At 41.9% G+C, this 24071-nt stretch carries 23 protein-coding genes and 1 tRNA gene; 16 read left to right on the top strand and 8 right to left on the bottom strand.

The features are described from left to right. Positions 1-82: 82 nt before the first annotated feature. A complete protein-coding gene (gene nudE, locus QS795_RS00400) occupies positions 83-637 on the bottom strand; it encodes an ADP compounds hydrolase NudE (RefSeq protein ID WP_286271454.1) in 555 nt (184 codons plus the stop codon). Between the two features lie 276 nt (positions 638-913). On the opposite strand from nudE, the gene QS795_RS00405 reads away from it, so the two are divergent. From QS795_RS00405 to pckA, 4 genes are all read left to right on the top strand, one after another. After that, positions 914-3013, top strand: coding sequence for an IgaA/UmoB family intracellular growth attenuator (locus tag QS795_RS00405; RefSeq protein WP_154602143.1), 2100 nt, complete (start codon positions 914-916; stop codon positions 3011-3013). 67 nt (positions 3014-3080) lie between these two features. Then, a complete protein-coding gene (hslR, locus tag QS795_RS00410) occupies positions 3081-3521 on the top strand; it encodes a ribosome-associated heat shock protein Hsp15 (protein WP_154637861.1) in 441 nt (146 codons plus the stop codon). A gap of 28 nt (positions 3522-3549) precedes the next feature. Next, the gene (gene hslO / locus QS795_RS00415; RefSeq protein WP_154602145.1) at positions 3550-4422 is read left to right on the top strand and encodes an Hsp33 family molecular chaperone HslO; all 873 of its coding nucleotides are present in this window, start codon (positions 3550-3552) and stop codon (positions 4420-4422) included. A gap of 203 nt (positions 4423-4625) precedes the next feature. Next, positions 4626-6245 carry a phosphoenolpyruvate carboxykinase (ATP) gene (gene pckA, locus QS795_RS00420; protein WP_154602146.1) on the top strand — a complete coding sequence of 540 codons (1620 nt, stop codon included), beginning with the start codon at positions 4626-4628 and terminating at the stop codon, positions 6243-6245. A gap of 100 nt (positions 6246-6345) precedes the next feature. Here the strand turns inward: pckA and QS795_RS00425 are convergent, their stop codons facing one another. Both QS795_RS00425 and QS795_RS00430 read right to left on the bottom strand, forming a co-directional pair. After that, a complete protein-coding gene (locus QS795_RS00425; RefSeq protein ID WP_286271462.1) occupies positions 6346-7044 on the bottom strand; it encodes a pirin family protein in 699 nt (232 codons plus the stop codon). Positions 7045-7528: 484 nt separating this feature from the next. Then, positions 7529-8725, bottom strand: a complete 1197-nt coding sequence (locus QS795_RS00430; RefSeq protein ID WP_286271463.1) for a BaiN/RdsA family NAD(P)/FAD-dependent oxidoreductase — start codon at positions 8723-8725, stop codon at positions 7529-7531. 376 nt (positions 8726-9101) lie between these two features. On the opposite strand from QS795_RS00430, the gene pitA reads away from it, so the two are divergent. Beyond that, positions 9102-10589 (top strand): inorganic phosphate transporter PitA, encoded by a 1488-nt coding sequence (gene pitA, locus QS795_RS00435; protein ID WP_036950148.1) that lies wholly within the window; start codon positions 9102-9104, stop codon positions 10587-10589. Positions 10590-10688: 99 nt separating this feature from the next. Here the strand turns inward: pitA and uspB are convergent, their stop codons facing one another. Next, positions 10689-11024, bottom strand: a complete 336-nt coding sequence (gene uspB, locus QS795_RS00440) for a universal stress protein UspB (RefSeq protein WP_036950083.1) — start codon at positions 11022-11024, stop codon at positions 10689-10691. A gap of 433 nt (positions 11025-11457) precedes the next feature. Between uspB and uspA the strand changes: the two genes are divergently transcribed. Together uspA and gdhA are read left to right on the top strand one after the other, a co-directional pair. Next, positions 11458-11892: a universal stress protein UspA gene (gene uspA, locus QS795_RS00445; RefSeq protein ID WP_036950081.1), complete on the top strand. Its 435-nt coding sequence runs from the start codon at positions 11458-11460 to the stop codon at positions 11890-11892. A 268-nt stretch (positions 11893-12160) separates the two neighbouring features. After that, positions 12161-13495, top strand: a complete 1335-nt coding sequence (gene gdhA, locus QS795_RS00450) for an NADP-specific glutamate dehydrogenase (RefSeq protein WP_132497181.1) — start codon at positions 12161-12163, stop codon at positions 13493-13495. An 85-nt stretch (positions 13496-13580) separates the two neighbouring features. On the opposite strand, the gene rsmJ is transcribed toward gdhA, so the two are convergent. Further along, positions 13581-14351, bottom strand: coding sequence for a 16S rRNA (guanine(1516)-N(2))-methyltransferase RsmJ (gene rsmJ / locus QS795_RS00455; RefSeq protein WP_286271468.1), 771 nt, complete (start codon positions 14349-14351; stop codon positions 13581-13583). Continuing rightward, positions 14344-16386 (bottom strand): oligopeptidase A, encoded by a 2043-nt coding sequence (gene prlC, locus QS795_RS00460; RefSeq protein ID WP_154637857.1) that lies wholly within the window; start codon positions 16384-16386, stop codon positions 14344-14346. The genes rsmJ and prlC overlap by 8 nt, the downstream gene beginning before the upstream one ends. A gap of 283 nt (positions 16387-16669) precedes the next feature. On the opposite strand from prlC, the gene QS795_RS00465 reads away from it, so the two are divergent. Further along, a tRNA-Sec gene (locus QS795_RS00465) sits at positions 16670-16764 on the top strand. 216 nt (positions 16765-16980) lie between these two features. Then, positions 16981-18015, top strand: coding sequence for a virulence RhuM family protein (locus QS795_RS00470; RefSeq protein ID WP_286271472.1), 1035 nt, complete (start codon positions 16981-16983; stop codon positions 18013-18015). Between the two features lie 163 nt (positions 18016-18178). On the opposite strand, the gene QS795_RS00475 is transcribed toward QS795_RS00470, so the two are convergent. Continuing rightward, a complete protein-coding gene (locus QS795_RS00475; protein ID WP_132497203.1) occupies positions 18179-18541 on the bottom strand; it encodes a YibL family ribosome-associated protein in 363 nt (120 codons plus the stop codon). Positions 18542-18671: 130 nt separating this feature from the next. On the opposite strand from QS795_RS00475, the gene QS795_RS00480 reads away from it, so the two are divergent. The 3 genes from QS795_RS00480 (at position 18672) to QS795_RS00490 (ending at position 20084) form a co-directional block, all read left to right on the top strand. Continuing rightward, on the top strand, positions 18672-19106 hold the full coding sequence (locus tag QS795_RS00480; protein ID WP_318626713.1) for a DUF7079 family protein: 435 nt from the start codon (positions 18672-18674) through the stop codon (positions 19104-19106). A 10-nt stretch (positions 19107-19116) separates the two neighbouring features. Next, on the top strand, positions 19117-19479 hold the full coding sequence (locus tag QS795_RS00485; protein WP_286271476.1) for a hypothetical protein: 363 nt from the start codon (positions 19117-19119) through the stop codon (positions 19477-19479). Between the two features lie 65 nt (positions 19480-19544). Next, entirely contained in the window at positions 19545-20084 is a 540-nt protein-coding gene (locus QS795_RS00490) for a DUF2058 domain-containing protein (protein ID WP_036950360.1), read from the top strand. Positions 20085-20088: 4 nt separating this feature from the next. Here the strand turns inward: QS795_RS00490 and QS795_RS00495 are convergent, their stop codons facing one another. Then, a complete protein-coding gene (locus tag QS795_RS00495) occupies positions 20089-20787 on the bottom strand; it encodes an RluA family pseudouridine synthase (protein ID WP_286271479.1) in 699 nt (232 codons plus the stop codon). Positions 20788-20968: 181 nt separating this feature from the next. On the opposite strand from QS795_RS00495, the gene QS795_RS00500 reads away from it, so the two are divergent. The 4 genes from QS795_RS00500 to QS795_RS00515 all read left to right on the top strand — a co-directional run bounded on the left by QS795_RS00500 (position 20969) and on the right by QS795_RS00515 (position 24056). Then, the gene (locus tag QS795_RS00500) at positions 20969-21451 is read left to right on the top strand and encodes a cold-shock protein (protein WP_181477794.1); all 483 of its coding nucleotides are present in this window, start codon (positions 20969-20971) and stop codon (positions 21449-21451) included. Positions 21452-22183: 732 nt separating this feature from the next. Continuing rightward, positions 22184-22504, top strand: coding sequence for a helix-turn-helix domain-containing protein (locus QS795_RS00505; RefSeq protein WP_286271484.1), 321 nt, complete (start codon positions 22184-22186; stop codon positions 22502-22504). A 164-nt stretch (positions 22505-22668) separates the two neighbouring features. Next, positions 22669-23277: a common pilus major fimbrillin subunit EcpA gene (ecpA, locus tag QS795_RS00510; protein ID WP_286271486.1), complete on the top strand. Its 609-nt coding sequence runs from the start codon at positions 22669-22671 to the stop codon at positions 23275-23277. A gap of 95 nt (positions 23278-23372) precedes the next feature. After that, positions 23373-24056: an EcpB family pilus assembly chaperone gene (locus tag QS795_RS00515; RefSeq protein ID WP_286271490.1), complete on the top strand. Its 684-nt coding sequence runs from the start codon at positions 23373-23375 to the stop codon at positions 24054-24056. The last annotated feature ends 15 nt before the right edge of the window (positions 24057-24071 follow it).

Raw genomic sequence — 24071 nt, forward strand, 5'->3', positions numbered from 1 at the left:
CGTAAATAAACTGCACCCCATCGCCGTTTGGCATGGGGTGTAATTATTTAGGGTATTGAATAAATTGAATATCGATGTGGCGTTATTTCGCGTTATTTTTTAAGTAACGTTCCACATAAAACAACGCACTAATATTGCGGGCTTCATTGAAGTCTGGGTGGTCGAGGAGTTCCATCATACGTGCAATCGGCCATTTGACTTGTTGCAGTGGTTCTGGCTCATCCCCCTCAAGTTTTTCGCTAAATAGGTCGTTAGCTATAAGTATGTTCATCTTGCTGGAAAAGTAAGATGGGGACATGGTGAGTTTTGCTAAAGGGGTAATTTGGCGAGCCCCATAACCGATTTCTTCTTTGAGTTCACGCTGAGCAGCCTCAAGAGGGGCTTCTCCTGGGTCTACAGCTCCTTTAGGGAAGCCTAGCTCATAGTTTTCGATACCCACGGCGTATTCTCGGATCAGAATCAGGTGATCATCAATGATGGGGACGATAAGAACCGCTTCACGCTTTACGGGGCGCATTCTTTCATAAACACGTTTTTCACCATTACTAAATTCGAGGTCAACAGATTGGATACTGAATAATTTTGATTGAGCAACATCTTGAATATTCAGGATTTTTGGTTTTTTTAACTCTGTCATAACGATTTCCGAATCAGGTGAATGGGATCCATGAGGGCAAGCATACATTGTCTTTAACTATGACGCATATCAAAAAAAATGATAGAGATTATAGGGTGGAGAAAATGCTGTTAGTATAATCTACTTATGAAAATCGCACTGATTAATAAGTAAAACATTTTATTTACAACATATTGTAAAATAAAACAAAAACTGGAAGAGAATAGGAATTGGCTTATATAGTGAAAAGCATTACGTTGCTATGCTTTTTAGGTAGACAATTCTGTTGAGAAAAAAATGCTAAACACCGTCATTATACTGGCTCTGATCATAGCTAGCCTAATTATAATGGTTTCCGTTCTGTTTTTCCGGCGGGGACGGCGTTCTAGTGTCTATCAAATACCCTCTCTAGCGACACCCGCGTTTAAAAAAATGATTGAGTCTGATTTCCAGACTATCACCCAGTATCTTAATCACAGTGCATCTAAAAACCTTCATTCGCCTTCCCAAACTGCATGGCAAATACGAAAAAATGCCACTGTTGCCACCATCTGCAATGCCATTACGCGATTTAATTTGCGTCAAGAGCAAGGGCAAGGTTGGCGCTATTTTATTGATACGATTGAAGTTCAGTTGCCTTCTCAACTAGAACCGTTTTTACAACGACAAAATGTCATGGAAATTGTGGAAACGGATCATTTGCCTTTAATTGTTGCTCTCAATAGCCACTCATTGAAAGAATTTAGCTATGAATGGGAAGTTCCTTCAGAGGAGTCTAGGTCTCAACCTGAGGCTGATATCCATGAAGGGGAACCGAACACCATTCAATTGTTGAAGATGCGTAAAGAAAGTAAAGAGGAGCATCGACTCCATAATTCTTCTGGGTGGTTAGGGGCGATCGTGGTAAGCCTCAGTTTTTTTATCGGCTATCTGACGATTGTTTCTATTCCCATTTTTCAAGGATGGGGGCTGACACTAGCGGCAGTGGTGTTTATCCTCGGGATGTTTTTATTATTCCGTTTACGCCTTTTTCCTAAACCCTATCAAGATGTGCAATGTATTTATGGGCAAGCCAAACGCTGGGAGCTGTACGGAGAGTTAGATAAAAAGTACTCTTCCACCATTTCGATAGGGGGCGTGGACTTACACTATCCTAGCTATTGGCTTCCCTACTTAAAATATGAATTAGGCCACCCTACCAATATTGATCTCTATTCGACGGGAGAGGTATTACGGTACGGTCGTTGTCTCTCTATTCATGAAGAGGAACGCTATTACCCCTATAAACGATTTAAAAAGAATGTGCTGATGTTTTTCAGTGCATTGTTCGTTTTGGCGATGGTGTTTTCTTATCAATCGATTAGCTTGCCAGTGAAATTAGGGTTTGCGTGGATTGAAGGGGCGAAAAAAGTCAGTGTTGTTGACCCTTCAGATTTAACAGCGCGTAAAATTAGAGTTGGAGATACATTATCGGCGAAGGGAATGGGGATGTGTTATCGCCCACCTAATTTGAATGATGCCAACCAAGCGTTGTTTGTGCCTTTTGATTGTTCGGGTGTGTATTGGAATAATATTAACCTGATTACTGAGCCACAATCTGAGATTGTGAATCGAGCCATCGATTTATTGAATAGCGTAAAAAATCAATTACATCCAGATAAAGATGCCCCAGGAATTAACCCAAGATTACAGCGTGAAATTATGAAATCGGGGATGAATATTATTTTCGATTTTTCAGAAATCGTATTAAAAACCAACGCATTGTGTGATCAACAAGATCATTGCATTAAACTCAAAAGCGCATTGTCTAATTTGGGTGGAAGTGTCGATGATTGGCCAGGGTTAGTGAATAAAGCGTCCTCAGGAAAATTAAGTGGTGCGCATGTTTTATTACGTGCAGGAAGTGCTGATGCCTTGGAAAACTTAGTTGAAGACACCACATATGATTTCATCAAGCAAGAACTTGAGAAGGAAGTTCGTAAACTCAATAGTCCACCACCGGGTGGGGTATTGTTGATCAGCGATGAAAACCGCCCGCTGGTAGACATAATGCCAGTCAGTTCACTGAGCGAAATGAACCAAGTTCAGCGATGGTATGAGTTAAAGCGCTTATCCAGCATTCTGATTAATACCCCGTTTGATGTTGAAGGGGTTATCACGAACATTTCGACAGATGCCAATGGCACATTGCAAGTGGTAGTTCATGAGCGCTTGGATGAAGATGTGTTATCAGAATATGTCTGTCGTTCAATGTTGGTTTTCTTCTTGATCATTTGTACCTTGATAAATGGAACATTAATTATTATTCGAGTTTTGAATAACAAACGGCGTTTGCGTAAAATCACTGAATATTACGATAAATGCTATGAGGCAGATAATCCTTCCGAGTCTAGATAGTATTATCCTTCCCTGACCATGGAGCCTCATTTTGGTTTGGCATTCAAACTAAGTGTGAGGAGGCACCATGAAGCCGTTATCGACAAATCAATCTTCAACAAAGCCATCATCCGCTGAGCCAGTTCGCCTTGATAAATGGCTATGGGTTGCACGTTTTTACAAAACACGTTCAATTGCTCGTGAGATGATTGATGGCGGAAAAGTTCATTATAATGGGCAAAGAAGTAAGCCGGGCAAAATTGTGGAATTGGGTGCGATGATAAAAGTGCGTCAAGGAAATGATGAGCGGATTGTCGAAGTACTAGAGATCAGCAATCAACGTAAAGGCGCACCAGAAGCCCAGCTACTCTACCGTGAAACCGTAGAAAGCCTTGAACAACGCGAAAAGATGGCGATGGCACGTAAGATGAATGCACTCACGATGCCACATCCTGACAGACGTCCCGATAAAAAAGAGCGTCGGACTCTGCTAAAATTTAAACACACGAATTCCCATGAATCGTCTTAATAGACTGCCTGAGTAATAGAGAGAAATTATGGCTAAACAAGACCAACTCCACCGTTTCCTGTTTGAACAGCACGCGGTACGTGGAGAAATGATTACTGTCGATGAGACTTTTCATCATATTCTAGAAAATCATGATTACCCAGAAGCCGTCAAAATGCTGCTGGGCGAACTGCTGGTTGCGACCAGCTTACTGACTGCTACTTTAAAATTTGATGGTGATATTACCGTTCAAATCCAAGGTGATGGCCCAGTTAAGCTAGCCGTGATTAACGGTAATAACTTACAACAAATGCGCGGTGTTGCACGTGTTGATGGCCCTGTTGTTGCGGGAAGTACGTTACAGCAAATGATTGGTAACGGGTTTATTGTCATCACGATTACACCAAAACAAGGTGAGCGTTATCAAGGGATTGTGGCGATTGAAGGCAACAGCATTGAAGAGAGTATTGATGCTTATTTCCGCCAATCTGAACAGTTACCAACCCGTCTGTTTATCCGTGTTAGTGAACAAGATGGAAAAGCGATTGCTGGTGGGATGTTGCTGCAAGTTTTACCGGCAGCAGGAGAGACTAGCCACGAGTTTTTTGATCACTTAGTGCAACTGACCGCGACTATCAAAGGCAAAGAGCTCAGCGAATTAGACGTGAAAGAGGTACTTCATCGTCTGTATCATGAAGAAGATGTCACGCTGTATGACCCACAATCTGTTGAGTTCCGTTGCACTTGTTCACGTGAACGTTGTGAAGCGTCTTTAGCGACATTAACCCATGAAGATGTTATGGATATTTTGCACAAAGATGGGAAAATTGATATGGAGTGTGAATATTGTGGCTCGCACTATGTATTTATTGAATCCGATATCATCGGGTTAAATAATGAGCGAAATCAGCAACTTCACTGATACGATTTAGCAACCTAATTATGTGACGAGGGTGCAATTTTGCACCCTTTTTTTATAATTTTAAAGGATTATAACGTGCTCTAAGTCTCATTATGAATTAAAAAAAATTATACATTTTCAATTCTTTGATAACTATCGCTGTTAATTAGTCGTAAAGATTTATGATCGTCGGCAGAATAGCTATGTTTACCAGGAGCAATATAATGAGCGCTAAAAGCATTACCCTGAAGGATCTCGAAAAGTACGGCATTCATGACGTCGCTGAAGTTGTTTATAACCCAAGTTATGAGCTGTTATTTCAGGAAGAAACCAAGCCAGGTCTTGAAGGTTATGAACGCGGTACCGTCACTACATTAGGTGCTGTTGCTGTTGATACCGGTATTTTTACAGGACGTTCCCCAAAAGATAAATATATCGTTCGCGATGATGTCACCCGTGATACCGTTTGGTGGGCTGACCAAGGTAAAGGTAAAAACGATAACAAACCAATGAGCCAAGAGGTTTGGAGCAGCCTGAAACACTTAGTGACCGAGCAGTTATCAGGCAAACGTTTGTTTGTTGTGGATGCATTCTGTGGTGCGAACGCAGATACTCGTCTCAAAGTCCGTTTTATCACTGAGGTTGCATGGCAAGCTCACTTCGTGAAAAACATGTTCATTCGTCCATCCGATGAAGAGTTAGTGGGTTTTGAACCAGACTTTATCGTGATGAACGGTGCAAAATGCACTAATCCGAATTGGAAAGAACAAGGTCTGAACTCAGAAAACTTTGTTGCTTTCAACTTAACTGAGCGTATGCAGTTAATCGGCGGTTCTTGGTACGGCGGCGAAATGAAGAAAGGGATGTTCTCTATGATGAACTACCTGCTGCCATTAAAAGGCATCGCTTCCATGCACTGCTCAGCAAACGTCGGTGAAGAAGGCGACGTTGCGATTTTCTTCGGCCTGTCTGGTACGGGTAAAACCACACTGTCTACCGATCCAAAACGTAAGTTAATTGGTGATGATGAGCACGGTTGGGATGATGACGGCGTATTTAACTTCGAAGGCGGTTGCTACGCGAAGACTATCAACTTGTCTAAAGAAGCTGAGCCAGACATCTATGGCGCAATCAAACGTGATGCGCTATTGGAAAACGTCATGGTATTGGCTGATGGCTCAGTTGATTTCAATGACGGTTCTAAAACTGAGAACACCCGTGTTTCTTACCCTATCTACCACATCGAAAATATCGTAAAACCAGTTTCGAAAGCGGGCCATGCGACAAAAGTTATCTTCCTGACGGCAGATGCATTCGGTGTGTTACCTCCAGTTTCTCGCTTAACGCCAGAACAAACTCAGTACCACTTCCTGTCTGGTTTCACAGCGAAGTTAGCAGGTACAGAGCGTGGCGTAACTGAACCAACTCCAACATTCTCTGCATGTTTCGGTGCGGCGTTCTTATCTCTGCACCCAACGCAATACGCGGAAGTGTTAGTGAAGCGTATGGAAGCGGCTGGCGCAAAAGCATACTTAGTCAATACAGGCTGGAACGGTACGGGCAAACGTATCTCTATTAAAGATACTCGTGCAATCATCGATGCAATCTTAAGTGGCGATATCGAAAAAGCCGATACTATCAAGCTGCCAGTATTTGATTTAGAAGTCCCAACAGCATTACCGGGTGTGGATACCAATATCCTTGACCCACGTAATACTTACGCTGATAAATCTCAGTGGGATGAAAAATCTAAAGACTTAGCGGATCGCTTCGTGAAGAACTTCGATAAGTACACGGATACCCCTGCAGGTGCAGCACTGGTTAAAGCCGGTCCTAAACTGTAATTTCGGGTAGCTCATATAAAAAAAGGCTCTACAACCATTGAAGATAACTTCATGGTGTAGAGCCTTTCCCATTGGTGTTAGCGTTTACTTACCTGAAAAATTATTCCGCAGCAGGCAAGTCAAAAACTAAAATTTCACTGTCTTCATCAGTTTTAATGGTTAACTGATTTTCTTGCCAAATGGCTAAGCCATCGCTAGCCGTCGCTTTCTGCCCGTTAACTTCAATATTGCCTTTAACGACTTGGATCCAAACAACGCGTTTCTCTGCGATGTCGTAGGTGCTTTGCTCATTAGCTGGCAATGCCCAGCGCCATAAGGTCATGTCTTGGTGAACTTTCAGCGAGCCATCGCGTGCATCTGGCGATAACACCAATTGCTTACCACTTGTCGAATCAAAGCGTTTTTGCTCGTAACGTGGTTCGATGCCATTTTTATCTGGAATGATCCAAATTTGGTATAAACGCAGCTCTTTTTCATTGCTTGGGTTGTATTCAGAGTGACGAACACCGGTTCCCGCGCTCATAATTTGGAATTCACCCGCAGGGATCTGTTCCATATTGCCCATGCTATCTTTGTGCTCAACGGCACCATCCAGCACGTAGGTCAATATTTCCATGTCTTTATGAGGGTGAGTACCAAACCCTTGTCCCGCAGCGATGTAGTCTTCATTGATGACTCTTAACGCTGAGAAACCCATAAATTTCTCATCATAATAGTTAGCGAACGAGAAAGTGTGCCAACTGTCCAGCCAACCGTGGTTTGCGTGTCCGCGTTCATTTGCTTGGCGTAAATAGATCATTGAGTCATCTCCTTAAAAGCGGATATCCAATTTTCATTGGGCTCTTGCTTAACTTGTTGATGACAGTTTAGCCAAATTGCAGAAAGAGAAAAGTAGGCGGTATTAACCATAGGATCCAAAAAATTTGAATAAGATTCCGAGGTATCACCAAGATGATTTGTGGTATGAAATAGCAAGTTTTAGCAGGGGGGGATACAGTGTATCAATGGCAAGGCACAGATAAAAAAATAGCCAGCATAAGCTGGCTAAAGTAAACACTGGAAGCAATGTGAGCAATGTCGTACCTCCTACAAGAGACTGACTAAGTTAAGTCGCCTGCGGAAGATGTGATAATGATAATAGTTATCACTATCGTTTGTAAAGGGTTATTTTTAACCAATTTTAGATTTATTTAAACCCAGTGCTCAACTGCCTGATTTGGTTGAAATTAAATAATATCCATTATTTTTCAATGGATTAAATAATTTCATAAAAGGGTGAGCGATTAAGCTTGATGGGGTAAGTTTTCCGCACACGCAGAAGCGGAACTCCACGCCCATTGGAAATTGTATCCCCCTAACCAACCTGTCACGTCCATCACTTCTCCAATAAAATAGAGGCCGGAAGACTTGAGCGATTCCATGGTTTTGGATGAAATTTCATGAGTATCGACGCCGCCAAGGGTCACTTCCGCAGTACGATAACCTTCTGTGCCGTTAGGTTGTACTTGCCAGTTATGTAATACGTTATCGAGAGCATCAATCTGTGCGTGGGTGAGTTGCTTGAGTGGGCAATCTGGAATCTGTCCAAGTTGTTGTAAAACCTCAATTAAGCGTTTAGGCAGCAGTGTCGCTAAGGTATTTTTGAGTGATTGATTAGGGCGCTGCTGTTTCTCATTGGTCAGAAATTCCCCCAATGAAAGATCTGGAAGTAAGTTAATACTCACATACTCTCCGGGTTGCCAGTAATTTGAAATCTGTAAAATCGCTGGACCGGATAACCCTCGGTGGGTAAACAGGATATTTTCTTTAAATAGGACGCCGCTTGCGGATGTGACCGTTGCCGCTACGGAAACCCCAGAGAGGGCTTGCAGCGCTTCAAGTAGAGGCTTGTGTAAGGTAAAGGGAACGAGTGCAGCACGGGTAGGGATGATGCTGTGCCCAAATTGTTCGGCAAGGCGATAGCCAAACGGAGTTGCACCTAAACCCGGCATTGAAAGCCCCCCAGTCGCGACCACCAGTAAGCGAGTACTTACTTGATCCCCATTTACCGTGACAACATATCCGTCATCCGTTTTGTCTACTTGGGTGACTTCACTGCGTAGCTTGATAGTGACATTGGGCTGATCGCACTCACTTTTCAGCATATCGACGATATCTTGCGCGCTATTATCGCAAAATAGCTGTCCTAGGGTCTTTTCGTGATAAGGGATCTGATATTTACCAACAAGCTCAATAAAATCCCACTGTGTATAGCGAGCAAGTGCTGACTTACAAAAATGAGGGTTAGTCGAGAGATAGTTATTGTGATCGGCGTACATATTAGTGAAATTACAGCGTCCACCACCGGACATCAAAATTTTACGCCCTAATTTTTTACCGTTATCCAGCACAAGGGTATTTAAACCACGCTTACCCGCGAGTGAAGCGCAAAATAATCCGGCCGCGCCTGCACCTAAAATAATAACGTCAATATTTCTCACAATTAGAGCTCTCTATATATATGATTTTTATCGTAATTACGATTATTTGTGCCGCTATTTTACGCGATTTAACGTAGGTTGTAATGCAGCGGATCATCGAAGAATTAATGAAAAGTATGGTAGACGTATTATAATTAGGAAAAATCGCGAAAAAAGACTATTTCCCCCAGATATTCATAAATTATCATAAAAAAAGTTTCAAAAATTCAGAATAACTTTAATTATGGTAACTAGATGATATTAAAAGGATAGTTTGTATTTGATGATTTTTTGATTGGTATTTAAATCAAAAAAAGGTCAGATTTCGCTTCCACCGCTAGCGTTTGTCACTGATAATGCGCCGCGTTCATGTCCAACCAATAATGGCTTAACGTCTATGCTACATCTTTTTACAGGTTTAGAATTTTACACAGGTCTATTGTTAGTTCTAGCACTGTTATTTGTGCTGTTCTATGAGGCGATTAACGGATTCCATGATACTGCTAACGCGGTCGCAACGGTGATTTACACCCGAGCAATGCGCGCTCAGTTCGCGGTTGTCATGGCCGGGGTATTTAACTTTTTCGGTGTCTTGCTGGGAGGGCTGAGCGTGGCGTATGCCATCGTTCATCTTTTACCAACAGACCTTCTCCTTAACGTGAGCTCTGCTCACGGCCTTGCAATGGTCTTTTCATTGCTACTGGCTGCTATCATCTGGAACCTTGGAACCTGGTATTTAGGTATTCCGGCATCAAGTTCTCACACGTTGATCGGTGCAATTATCGGTGTTGGTTTGACCAATGCGATAGTGACTGATACATCGGTGGTTGATGCGCTGAATATTCCTAAAATGATCAGCATTTTCATGTCCTTAATTCTTTCTCCGGCTATCGGCTTTGTGATTGCTGGGCTGATGATTTTCATGTTACGCCGTTATTGGAGTGGAACGAAAAAACGTCGCCGTATTCACTTAACGCCAGCTGAGCGTGAGAAGAAAGATGGTAAACGTAAACCACCATTTTGGACGCGTACTGCATTGATCCTGTCTGCTGTCGGCGTGAGTTTCTCTCACGGCGCGAACGATGGGCAAAAAGGTATCGGTCTGATTATGCTGGTGTTAATCGGTGTTGCGCCAGCAGGTTTCGTCGTTAACATGAATTCAAACGGTTATGATATCGCGAGAACACATGATGCGGTGGTTCATCTGCAACAATACTATGAAACACATAAACCAGCCTTAAACCACGCAATTGAAAATACGCCTATGATGGCGGAGAACAAGCCAGAAGAAGGCGAGTTCCATTGCGACAGTTCACGTACGCCAATTATCTTAAATCAAGCTCAGAAGATGCTCAGCGGCATTCAGAGCTATGATGAGTTAACACCTGACCAGCGCAACCAAACTCGTCGCCTGTTAATGTGTATCTCCGATACTGCGAATGCCGTGGCGAAGTTACCAGAAACTAGCGCGAAAGATGCGAGCTTACTGAAAAAACTGAGTAATGACCTGCTGTATACTGTTGAGTATGCACCGTTATGGATTATCGTTGCTGTTGCGTTAGCACTGGCACTGGGTACCATGTTCGGTTGGCAGCGTGTTGCGGTGACTATCGGTGAGAAAATCGGTAAGAAAGGTATGACTTACGCACAAGGTGTATCGGCTCAGGTCACTGCGGCGGTCTCTATCGGTGTGGCAAGTTATACAGGTATGCCTGTTTCAACAACCCAAGTTCTCTCTTCTGCGGTAGCGGGTACGATGGTCGTTGATGGCGGTGGTGTTCAGAGCAAGACGATTAAGAGCATTGCGCTTGCATGGCTACTGACGCTTCCTGTTTCCATCATTCTGTCTGGTGTACTGTACTGGATTGCGCTGAAGATTATCTAATTAGCGTTAGATAAGACAAAAGCATTCTAAAATAGTGATGATCGGTTTCCGGTCATCACTATTTTTTTGCCTTGAATAAAGGGAATAACAAACGCGAGGTTAATTGGCTATCACCATATAGACCAAACTCACAACGACTAAAATGCTTAACCGGCTGATCAACATAAACTGCTTGCGAATACGTTCACAACGGAATATCACATCAGGATCGTAGTGCTCAAGGTACTGTTTGGTATTGATATAGCGGACAAGGCGCAATTGCTTGTTCAGCTGGCCGTGAGTCGTGAAAAAGCCATTACCATCAACGGATTGATAAAGTAGAGGATCCGAATCCCTCAGAATAGATAATAAAACGCGAATAGAAGAAAAATAGCGCATCATATTTAAGATGCACAAAATGCAGAGTGCCCAAAATAATGCAATTACACTGAACATAATCCCCTCCTTAGAACGAACCTAAATTGCCCCGTTGTCACTAAAGGAAATACCGCCAAAATATTGCACTAACATCATTTATTTTCATTGTAGGGCATGTCGTTACTTAAACACAATTCATTGCTTAAAAAAAGTGCAGATGGTTCAAATTTTGATTTCAAAAAAGCGGCCATCATGAGCTGTTAATTTACAGATTGTTGATTACACTTACTGGCATTGCGGTAATTCGAATTTTGAACCGATATATATTAATATTGAATGAATGATGTTATTGTTTTATCAAATGTTCTGTCTTTTAATCCTTAAAAATTAATCTGCTAGATGTGATCAAAACGACACTTAGTTATCGCGATTAGCAGGTATAGTATATTCATAAGATATTGGTGAACGTCGTTAACCACCAGTTAAATCAGCATTTGGAAGGAGTTTACTTATGGCTTATAAACATATTCTTGTCGCGGTTGATTTATCACCTGAAAGTAAAGTTTTACTGGATAAAGCAGTTTCTATGGCAAAACCGTACGGAGCCAAAGTCTCTATGATCCATGTTGATGTTAATTACTCGGATCTGTACACCGGCCTTATCGATGTGAATTTAGGTGATATGCAACAACGCATCACTGACGAAACTCGTAATTCACTAAGAGACCTTTCCGCGGGTGCGGGTTATGACATCCAAGAAACCCTTAGCGGTAGCGGTGACTTAGGTCAGGTGTTAGTAGATGCTATCAAAAAATACGACATGGACTTAGTTGTTTGCGGACATCACCAAGATTTCTGGAGCAAGCTGATGTCTTCGGCTCGCCAGTTAATCAATACCGTTCATGTGGATATGCTGATTGTTCCACTGAATGACGAAGAAGAATAATTCTTCATAGATAAATTGAAATATTATTCACTGAAAACGCCTGCTTATGCAGGCGTTTTTTTTGCAGCAAAATAATCGTCTGAAGGGAGTGATTGGCAGGTCAAGCAATTTTTTTTTCAAATGAGTAAAAAAAAACCTTGAATTGAGAATATAAACTAATGATATATTCAATAGGCAAACACAAATCGACCTCACATTTCCTAAAAAAAAAGATAAGAAATAGTGAGGCACCTCACAACAATATCCACATTGAAAAAGGAAGACAAAGATGGCGCAAACACTATCTTCATTCTTGGAGTCTGTCCAAAAAAGAGACCCTTCACAGCCTGAATTCCTACAAGCAGTGCGTGAAGTATTCACTTCTCTTTGGCCTTTCATTGAACAAAATTCAAAATATCGCGATCAAGCACTTCTCGAACGCTTCGTTGAGCCAGAAAGAGTGATCCAGTTCCGCGTGTGTTGGATGGACGATCAAGGCAAGGTACAAGTTAACCGCGCATGGCGTGTTCAATTTAGCTCTGCGATTGGTCCATTCAAAGGCGGCATGCGTTTCCACCCATCCGTTAACTTATCCATCCTGAAATTCTTAGGCTTCGAACAAACCCTCAAAAATGCACTCACAACCCTACCAATGGGCGGTGCAAAAGGCGGTTCTGACTTTGATCCTAAAGGAAAAAGCCATGGTGAAGTGATGCGTTTTTGCCAAGCATTAATGACAGAACTTTATCGCCACTTAGGGGCTGATACTGACGTTCCTGCAGGTGACATCGGGGTGGGCGGTCGTGAAGTTGGCTTTATGACTGGGATGATGAAAAAACTGTCTAATGACACCTCTTGCGTTTTCACCGGTAAAGGTCTGTCATTTGGTGGTAGCTTAATTCGTCCAGAAGCAACCGGTTACGGCCTTGTTTACTTCACTGATGCGATGCTCAAACGCCATGGTTTAGGCTTTGAAGGCATGCGAGTGGCGGTTTCAGGTTCGGGTAACGTTGCTCAGTACACCATTGAAAAATGTATGGAATTAGGTGCAAAAGTCATTACTGCATCCGACTCTAGCGGTACTGTCGTGGATGAAGCCGGTTTCACCCCTGAAAAACTTGCACGCTTAGAAGCTATTAAAAACAACTATGGTCGTGTTGAAGAATACGCGAAAGAGTTTGGTTTGACTTACTTAGCGGGCAAACAACCTTGGGGCGTTCCAGTGGATATCGCACTGCCATGTGCAACACAGAACGAACTGGATGTAGACGCGGCTAAAGTGCTGATTCAAAACGGTGTTAAAGCTGTCGCGGAAGGCGCAAACATGCCAACCACTATTCCTGCAACTGAGCTATTTCTTGAAGCGGGTGTTCTATTTGCTCCAGGTAAAGCAGCTAATGCTGGCGGTGTTGCAACTTCCGGTCTGGAAATGGCACAAAACGCAGCGCGCTTAAGCTGGAAAGCAGAAAAAGTGGATACGCGTTTACACCACATCATGTTGGACATTCACCACCACTGTGTTGAATTCGGTGGCGAAGCCAAACAAACCAACTACGTCCAAGGCGCGAACATTGCTGGCTTTGTTAAAGTCGCTGACGCTATGTTTGCACAAGGCGTTGTGTAAGGTTTAACTCAAAACGTAAGCGAAAGGGCGGTCGTACAAGTTTGTCGCTGTGATAAAAGGTGCAAACGCCCTTCGCCGTTACGTTTTAATCGCTGTGTTTAATACAGGGATAGATATCGAATCGATGGCTTTTGGTTGTGACTGCTGAAGGTGCTTTTTGCCCCGCAAGCGGTTCGGCGTAATCAGGTCGCTTAACCACAACACGGCGTTTTGCCAGCGCAATGGCTGGTGCCAGTAAAGAATCTGCATCATCATCAGCCCCGACCAATGACTGAAACACCCGCATCTCTTTCTTCACTAATGCACTTTTTTGCCGATGTGGGTACATCGGGTCGAGGTAAATCACGTCCGGCACTTCAGTAATTTCGGCTAATGCGGTAATACTTGATGCGTGGATCAGTGACATTCGTGATTGTAGCCACTCCCCAATTTCAGGGTCTTGATAACCACGTTGTAAACCATCATCAAGCAGTGCAGCCACCACCGGATGACGCTCTAACATCCGTACTTTACAGCCCAAAGCCGCCAGTACAAAAGCATCTCGCCCTAAGCCTGCAGTCGCATCAATTACATCGGGCAGATACTCTTTTTTGATCCCCACCGCTTTAGCAACCGCCTCACCGCGTCCACCACCAAATTTACGGCGATGCGCCATCGCACCTGAGACAAAATCCACAAAGATGCCGCCTAATTTTGGCTCATCCATTTTGCGTAATTGCAGGTTTTCGGGGGTTAACACCAACGCCATCAAGGCGTCAGGTGTATGCGTGAGTTGCCATTTTTCAGCAAGTTGATTGAGAGTGCCGATATCGGCACCCTCTTCACAGATCAATTGGATAGCAATCTTATCAGCCATGAATACCGTAGCTCTTCAACATCGCATCTAATTCTGGTTTACGGCCACGGAAACGCTCAAACAGTACCATTGGCGCTTCAGAACCCCCGCGACTTAAAATATTGTCGAGGAAGGATTGGCCAGTTTGGCGATTAAAAATGCCTTCTTCAGAGAAGCGAGAGAATGCATCGGCAGCCAACACATCCGCCCATAAATAGCTGTAATAACCCGCCGCGTAACCACCAGCAAAAATATGGCTAAACGCGTGTGGGAAACGTCCCCATTTTGGTGATGGAACCACGGCAACTTTTTCTTTGATGGCATACAGCGTTGGCATCACTTGCGCACCTTTTGCTGGGTCATATTCTGCGTGTAAGGTGAAATCAAACAGACCAAACTCAAGCTGGCGCAGTACAAACATCGCAGACTGGTAGTTTTTCGCGGCTAACATGCTTTGTAGCATGTCGGCTGGTAAGGGTTCGCCAGTTTCATAGTGACCAGAGATAAACTCAAGGGCTTCAGGTTCCCAGCACCAGTTCTCCATAAATTGGCTTGGTAATTCAACGGCATCCCATGGAACCCCATTGATACCCGCGACATCAGCAACATCAATCTGGGTCAGCATATGGTGCAGACCATGACCAAATTCGTGGAACAGGGTGATGACTTCATCGTGGGTAAATAAAGCAGGTTTATCCCCTAGCGGCTTATTAAAGTTGCAGGTTAAATAGGCAACAGGATTTTGCAGCGCACCATCTTTATGCACCATACGACCCACGCAATCATCCATCCATGCACCGCCGCGTTTATGTTCGCGAGCATATAAATCGAGATAGAAGCTACCGCGCAGGGTGTTGGTATCATCATACAGTTCGAAGAAACGGACATCATCGTGCCAAGTTTCAACATCATGGCGCTCTTTCGCCGTTAAACCATAAATACGGTGAACCACTTCAAACAGCCCATTTAATACGCGCTGTTCTGGGAAATAAGGACGTAATTGCTCATCATTAAGTGAGAATTTATGCTGTTTTTGTTTTTCGCTGTAATAGGCTAAATCCCAAGATTCGAGGGTTTCAACACCATAATTTTCTTTCGCGAATGCGGTCAGTTCCGCGAGTTCTTCTTTACCTTGCTGATGAGCGCGGTTAGCTAAATCATTCAGGAAACCTAAAACTTGCTCAGGGGATTCCGCCATTTTGGTGGCGAGGGATTTTTCGGCAAAGTTTTTAAAACCAAGCAGTTGAGCCAGTTCATGGCGTAGCGCCATTAACTCATCGATAAGTTCGCTGTTATCCCATTTACCTGCGTTTGGACCTTGGTCTGAGGCGCGAGTGCTATAGGCATAGCTCATTTCGCGGCGAAGCTCTGCATTATCGGCATAGGTCATGACTGGCAGGTAGCTTGGCATATCTAAAGTCAGTAAATAGCCTTCTTCACCTTTAGATTCCGCCATCGCTTTTGCTGCGGCGATAGCGCTTTCTGGCATGCCTGCCAGTTCGCTTTCATCTTTAATGAGTTTTGACCAACCCATTGTGGAATCTAGGACGTTATTACCAAACTTAGAGGCAATCTCCGATAAACGTGCGACGATTTCACCATAACGTTGCTGTTTTTCAGCAGGTAAACCAATACCGGACAGCTCAAAATCACGCAGGGTATTTTCGATAGATTTACGTTGAGCTTGGCTTAATTGATTAAATCCAGCGTCTTCTTTGAGGGATTTATAAGCTTGATACAGTGGCTCATGTTGTCCCATCCATGTACTGAATTCGGACAGTAATGGCAGGCATTGTTCATAAGCTTCACGCAGTTCAGGGCTATTTTTAACAGAATGTAGATGGCTCACTGGGGACCAAACGCGGGAGAGTTTATCGCTCGCTTCTTCTAATGGTTGGCATAGGTTGTCCCAAGTGTAGTGGCTGTTGGCCGCCAGAATATTTTCAACGGTTTGGCGATATTCGCCTAAAACATGTTCAACTGCTGGGAAAATATGTGCTGGTTCAATATGTTCAAAACGGGGTAATGCGGAATCGGCTAATAATGAATTTGTCATAAAAAAACATCCTTGAATGCAGGCTTGCGCTCGGGAGCCAAGGCTTACTGTGCTGACAATGAAAGTGTTGGCGGGGTGATTTTGAAATCAGCGCGCCGTATGTAGACATGAATTAGTATATGGGGGCAATTGTACAAACCTCAATATCACATTTGTGCTTTTTGTTATCAGTTTTTGAGAATGGCGCGACATTATTGGCGTGCATCAATAATTTGAATGGTTGTTCTTACAATACCTTGGAAAATAAATAATTCAGTTTATAATCGAACACCTACCAAATAGAGGAAGATCGTCGTCTCCGGTGAGGCGGCTGGATTTCAAATCCAGTTGGGGCTGCCAGCAGTCCCGGGCAGGTTCGACTCCTGTGATCTTCCGCCACTTTTTCTCCCTCTATCTTTGTACCAATACCATTTTTTGTAGTTTGTCTTAATCTATAAAGGTTGGTAGGCATTCACTCCCCTTTTTAGGCTCGGGGTTTAGCGATACAGACATTCAGCTCTAAAATGGCGCTTGCTAACCATCTTATCTTTGTGTGCAACATAGTATATTGTTGGCTTTGGACCTTTCTCAGACGATTCAAACGGAGACAATTTGATGAGCGATAATCTTCCTGACGCGCCACTGGGTGAATTTGTTTTATTCCGAAGTGAAGATGGCCAGACTCGTGTCGAATGCCGTTTTGAATCTGATACGCTGTGGTTGTCTCAAGCTTCCATTGCAGAGTTGTACGGTAAAGATGTTCGTACAATCAATGAGCATCTTGTTAATATTTTTTCGGAAGGGGAGCTTGCTCAAAACTCAACCATCCGGAAATTCCGGATAGTTCGATTAGAAGGAAATCGCCGGGTTTCCAGAGAGATCGATCACTATAGTTTACCTGCCATTCTTGCTGTCGGTTACCGCGTCCGTTCTGTCCGCGGCACACAATTTCGTCAGTGGGCAACCCAAACGCTGGAACAGTATTTGATTAAAGGGTTTGTGATGGACGATGAGCGGCTGAAGAACCCGCCTATCGGTCAGTCTGTCGTGCCTGATTACTTTGATGAGATGCTCGAACGCATCCGTGATATTCGTGCCAGTGAGCGGCGAGTATATTTGCGAGTCAAAGAGATTTTCACTATGGCAGCTGACTACGAACCGTCCAATAAAGAAATCAATCGTTTCTTCCAAACCATCCAAAACAAACTGCATTTTGCTTGTACTGGCATGACTGCCGCTGAACTGATTGCCAGCCGTGCAGATGCCAGTCAGCCAGATATGGGGCTAACCAACTATAAATCAGATGAAGTACGTAAAACGGATGTGACGATTGCGAAGAATTATCTGCATGAAAATGAGCTCAAAGAATTAAACCGTATCGTCAATATGTGGCTCGATTTTGCCGAAGACCAAGCACTGCGTCGTAAGCAAGTTTTTTTACAGGATTGGGACACCAAGCTGGATCAGTTTTTAAGTTTCAATGACCGTGAAGTTTTGCAAGGTGCTGGTGGGATTAGTAAGAAGGTCGCGGATGAAAAAGCCAAAGAAGAATTTGATGTTTTTGCTCAAAAGCGTCGGCAATTAAAAGAAGCAGAAGGAGCAAGGGCGAATATTGCAGCGCTGAAAGAGCTACTGAAAAAAGGAAAGTAGAAAAAGAGCAGAGTCACTATTCTTAATTTTAGCTGGCTTGTTAAAGCCAGCCTTGTATCAGAAGCAAACGAATACTGGCTAACAGCTCATAATAATGAACAGTATATTAGGAGCCTTCCAGTATCGGGGGGGTTATTCCAGATTTTAGTTGGGTAGTTTCCAACTAAAAATCAGTCTTAGAAAAACCGGTCATAGCATCCAACTCCATTTCGCGACCTAATGCTGTCATTGGGTGGACAATAACGAGGCCTCGTACGGATTTCTTCAGTTTGCCCATATCTGCTTGCTCTTTCTTTGTGATAGGGCGCTTGAATGGCATATCCATCAATTTCTGTGCTTCTTTACTTAGCTTCTTGTTACGCGTTTCTTTCAGACGAGCGATTTCAACTTCCAGCGTCGCTTTTTCTTTCTCAAGTTCGGCGTATTTTTCTGCTTGAGTTGACAGCTGCATACTTGCCATTTGGTGACGAATAAGGTCTAAGCGGTCGCTAAGCGTTTTAATTTGTGTTTTTTCAGTTTCTTTCATCATTAATTAACCGTGAATAAATTTTCTGCTGGCAAGTATACATCATTCTGCTTTAGAGGGTGAAAAGGGATATTATTTGCTGATTATCTTATCTTTGAGTTCAACATAGTACTTGAGTTCAACATAGTATATGGTGGGTTTTGAACTCTTTTTAGTCAGTTCAAACAAAGGCAAGTTGGCGATAGCGAAAATGATCATCATGAATACGAATAGACAGTTTACCGACAAAGACCTCTGTGCCGCTTTATCGGACATATTTGTGGATAACCTGACGGATTATCAACATATTGCCTCTGTCGCAAAACACTTTCCGATTGAGCATGTAGAACGGATGCTGACGCGATATGTTGCGCCCGTCTGTTACACGAATATGCTAACGCCCGTGCCACCCGTTTGGCTCTTTTTTGATGAAGATGATGTGTGGAATGATATTTGCGTATTAAAAACAAAAGAACGCAGTTTTTTGGGTAAATTTAAAAGAGACCTTTGCACGTTATATTTTAAAAATAATCTTAAACACGAATGGCGGGAGTTAGTACAGCTTTTGCAAAATCAGCCTGTTTAGGGATAACCCAATGAAATATAAAATTATCAACAAAGACCAAATTATTGGGACGAGCGAACTTGAAAGAAGCGACCCGCCAATGGGATTTGTTTTTGGTGAATTAGAACCAACACCATTTTATAAACCCAACATCAGCACTATGGACTGTAAACTATATTGTTTTGAAACAGATGATCGCAGTGAAACTCATGAAGAGATCCTTTGCGAAGCCATCACTATTGATGAACATTCAGATGAATTTGGCGAACAATGTATCGAGGTGACGGTTTTAGTAGAGTCCGCAGAAGAGTTCGAGAAATTTTTTAAGCACCATCTTGATGCTTATGAAAGGCAATTTATCTCGATAAACACCAAACAAGAATCGCAAAAGTAACCGAAAAGAAATCTAATTTGCAGGTATAATCCCTCCAATTTCATTCAACAGGCTTAGATACCAACATGGCAAAACTCACCTTACAAGAGCAAATGCTCCAAGCGGGACTCGTCACCAGTAAAAAAATGGCGAAAGTACAGCGCACAGCGAAGAAATCACGAGTACAGGCTAGAGAAGCCAGAGAAGCGGTAGAAGAGAATAAAAAAGCGCAGCTTGAGCGTGATAAACAACTGAGCGATCAACAAAAGCAAGCGGCACTGACGAAAGAGTATAAAGCTCAGGTGAAGCAGCTGATTGAGATGAACAAAATTGACGTGGCGAAAGGCGATATCAGCTTTAACTTCACAGATAATAACCTCATCAAGCAAGTGACCGTCGACAAAACAACACAAAACCAACTTATTAGCGGCCGTCTCGCTATTGCGCGTTTAGCGACTGACAATCCAGAAATGAGCACTTACGCAATTATTCCTGCGAGTGTGGCGGATAAAATCGCTCAACGTGATGAAAGCAGCATCGTATTAAATAACGCCTTGAGTCAGGAAGAGCAGGATGAAGACGATCCGTACGCAGATTTTAAAATTCCTGACGATTTAATGTGGTAGTTGTTTAGAACGGGCTTTTGCTGTGTGCGTGAATGGATTTTCCAGTTATCGGATGAATAAAATTCAATTCACTGGCATGTAGCATCAGTCTCGGCGCAGGTTCAATATCTGCAAGCAGTAAGCCTCCATACAGATCGCATCCCAAAATAGGATGACCGAAAAGTTGGCTGTGAATGCGCAGCTGATGGGTTCGTCCTGTTTCTGGGATAAATTTCACCCTCGTCAGTGGCAACTTACGTCCATCGTCTAGCTCACGATAAAACCGCTCAATCACCTGATAATAGGAACGTGCCGGTTTACCGTGAGTCACGCAAATCGACATGCGGGGAAACAAAGCCGGATCTTTGGCTATCGGCGCATCTATCACACCATGATCATTTTCCACATGCCCACACAGTAACGCACTGTAGGCTTTCGTCACGGTTCGTTGGCTAAACTGTCGGCATAACTCTGCATTTATGGCTTTATTACGAGCCACAACCATGACACCTGAAGTACCAAAATCAAGGCGATGTATGAGAGTGCATTCAGGGAACAGTTGAACGAGCCGGTAATGTACTGAGTCGAGATTTTGTGGATTCTTCCCAGAGAGGCTCAGTAGCCCCGAAGGTTTATTGATAAGAATAAGGTGCTCATCCTGCTCAATAATTTCAATGTCATCATGGCAAGGGGGCGCAATAAAGGTATCAATAATCGTCGACATCAGGCTATCCAGATAAAAAGTGGTTATGAATAATACCCAATTTTGCGTTTTATGACGATGATGCTATTGGCTGATGTTATCGATAAATAGGCTAGACTAAAACTAAAGGCGTGGTCTGGGCAGGTATTGTGTTTTATACTGCGCGCTGTGAAATTGAGTCAACAAAGAAGGTGGTATGGCAATGAACGGAACAATCACAACGTGGTTTGAAGATAAAGGTTTTGGGTTTCTCAAAGATGAAAACGGGGATAACCGTTATTTTCATGTGATTAAAGTTGCCAACCCAGAACTGATTAAAAAAGGGGCGGCGGTTACATTTGAGCCGACCACAAATAATAAAGGTTTATCCGCCTTTGCGGTTAAAGTGATCCCTGAAAGCAAATATATCTATATTGCTGGTGAGCGCATTAAGCTGACGGCTATTAAATCATTTCGTATCTATTATGAAGATGTTCCGGCAGATACACGTATTGATAAAGAAAATACCGTATTATCGATTGGTGCATTAATGAACAGTATTAAACCTAAAACGAATATTAAACCGGGAGCAACTCGAGCGCTGAAAAAGCTAATTATTGAAACCCAGCATGGAACAACATTAACGTTCTCTGAAGATGAGATTGACGTGGATGAAACCATGAAACAACTTAAAGGTGTTAAATAGCTTTCGACTGAATTAAAAAACCTCCCCATTCCATTGCCTCTAATATAGAGGCAATGCTTTTCCAGCACTATCTACGATATCCTTTCCTAAATTTGAATAAAAAATTAACAAACGATCTAAAAAGAGAATATTTTTAATAAGCCATCGCTACATATTAAGCAAGATGTATTAATATATGCGCGAACCGCATTCTGATACGTCCAATTTATAGCGCCTTTATGGCATACAATCTGGATTGTAAATACTATGATGCGGATTAGTTGTTGTTAAGTTGGTAATCTAAATGAAAATTATTGCGGAATAACGAATTAAGCTGTAGAAATATATTTTTATATTGGTATATTACTCATCTAATGAGTTTTTTATTTTGCAAAAAACAATTTAGCTGTTTCAAATTGTAATTTGTTGTAATAAATGATGTATTTTATCTCGTTTTTATAGGCTTTTACTCCTCCCACGTAAATTTTATTTTAAAAAAATAAAAAATATATTAAATAAATTGAACAAAGCTTTATTTAATATATATCAGTTAGTTAATTCTACTTATCATATTAAGTGTACTCGCACTCGTTGTATCTTAATAAAGCCCGACGATCAATAAATTGCTATTTGATAGGCCGTATCTATCAAAATAATCTTGTTCGATCGGTATAAACGTTTTTACTCTTATTTTAATGTATTTATTATTAATGGAAATTAAATAAATTGTTTCTTTATATTGGAGTGTGGTTAATGAAATCTAATATAATTAGTGGTCAGGTGGGAGCTTTTTTAAGAAAATCACGTAAAGAAAAGAACATGACGGGAAAGCAGCTGGCGAAATTAATAGGAATCAGCCAGCAACAGATATCAAGATATGAAATGGGAATCACTGCGATTACTTTAGAACAGCTTGATATTTTTTTAAGTATTCTAGATAAACGATGGGTCGATGTCATTAAATATGTCGAAAAAGATACTGACTCTGAAAAAAGAATGGGTAATAAAGGAAGTGCGAGTAAATATACTTCCTGGGGAAATTACTCAACAAAAACCATCATAAATAACTGCTAAATTTTCCTCTTAAATTAAAAATAAAATAATCAGTTAATTCTGGTTATTTTATTAAGCATATTCTCTGGAAAATTCGATTGTTTTTTATAAAACACACAATGAATGTGTTTTTTATGCTATGCAATTAAATTTTTTCTTCATGGATATTAAATAGAGAGAACAACATGTTAAATAAAAAAATGGCATCTGTTTTGCTATCAACAATTATTGCTGCTTCCTTTGCTACAGTTGCTAATGCTGACACTCGTACTGCTCAAGCGACAGCAACATGGCAAGCGACCGCAATTAAAGATACGACAAGTATGCTGGTTGTTACGCCATTAAAAAGCTTAACATTTAACTATGCAGAAGGTCAGAAAAGCTTTAACCAACAAAATGGCGCATTTGATATCGCTATTCAAGGTCAATCAGGTGCAACAGATTTTAAATTAGCATCAAAAATCATTTCTAACACTTTAGCGAGAACAACAGATGATTCTAAATTAACTGTTGGCGTTAAATGGAATGGTGAAGATCTGAATAAAACGACGGACACTGTGTTAATCGATACTTCAAAAGGCTTAACATCAGGTTTAGATAACTTAGCTGCGGATGGTATCTACAATGGTTCAGAGCGTGTAACTGACCGTGGTGAGTTCACTTTCGTTATCGCTAGTGCGGAAGCGGCTGGCGCAGCGACAGACTTCAAAGCACTGACCGATGGTTCATGGGATGGTGATGTTAAAGTTCAATTCACTGCAACTTGGGATGGTACTTTCACACCAGCTCCTTAATTGATTATTTACGCTTAGTGAATAACTAATTTTCACGATAAAGATACTATAGGGAAATATTATCTTTATCGTTATCTTTTTTAAAATTAATAATTATGAAAAAAATAACACTAGCACTAGCTTTATTATCTATTCTCCCACTAAAAATGAGTTTGGCGGTTAATGTAGGTAATATCACTGAAATCATATCGCCGGATGAAGACTCATTAGCAAAAGAAATTGAAAATACGGTTAATACGGCAAGGCTCGTTAATTTAACTATCGAGAAAATAGACTCGCCACTTGAGAATGGAAAAGTTATTCCAGTAACGGATCCCAATGAAATATTATCAACCCCTGCTAATTTGATTTTGCCGGGGCAAGCAAAAGATGTTTTTAAAATTATCTATCAAGGTCCTAAAGACGATAAAGAACGTTATTACCGATTAAATTGGAAAGATGACCCTATTGGTGAAAGCGGTGTTACAAAAAGTGCAAAATCTGCCTCAGCAACAACTTCGGCAACCATTAGCACTATCTTGGTTGTTGCACCAAGAATTGAAAAATTTAATTACCAATATGCAAACTCCCAAGTTTCCAATATAGGGAATAGTTCATTTCGTGTGGTGGCATCAGGGCCATGTTTACCTGAAAAACAAAAATACAGTGTGGACGGTATTTGTCGTGAGCGTTATTACCTCATGCCACATTTAGCTGTGAAATTACAATTTGTCGATCTTAATAATAAAAAATCTAGCGTAGGTATTTGGCACAAAGGAGATTTCATTGTCGTCAAATAATTAATAACGGACTTT

This window comes from Providencia zhijiangensis (genome assembly GCF_030315915.2).
Lineage (GTDB): Bacteria > Pseudomonadota > Gammaproteobacteria > Enterobacterales > Enterobacteriaceae > Providencia > Providencia zhijiangensis.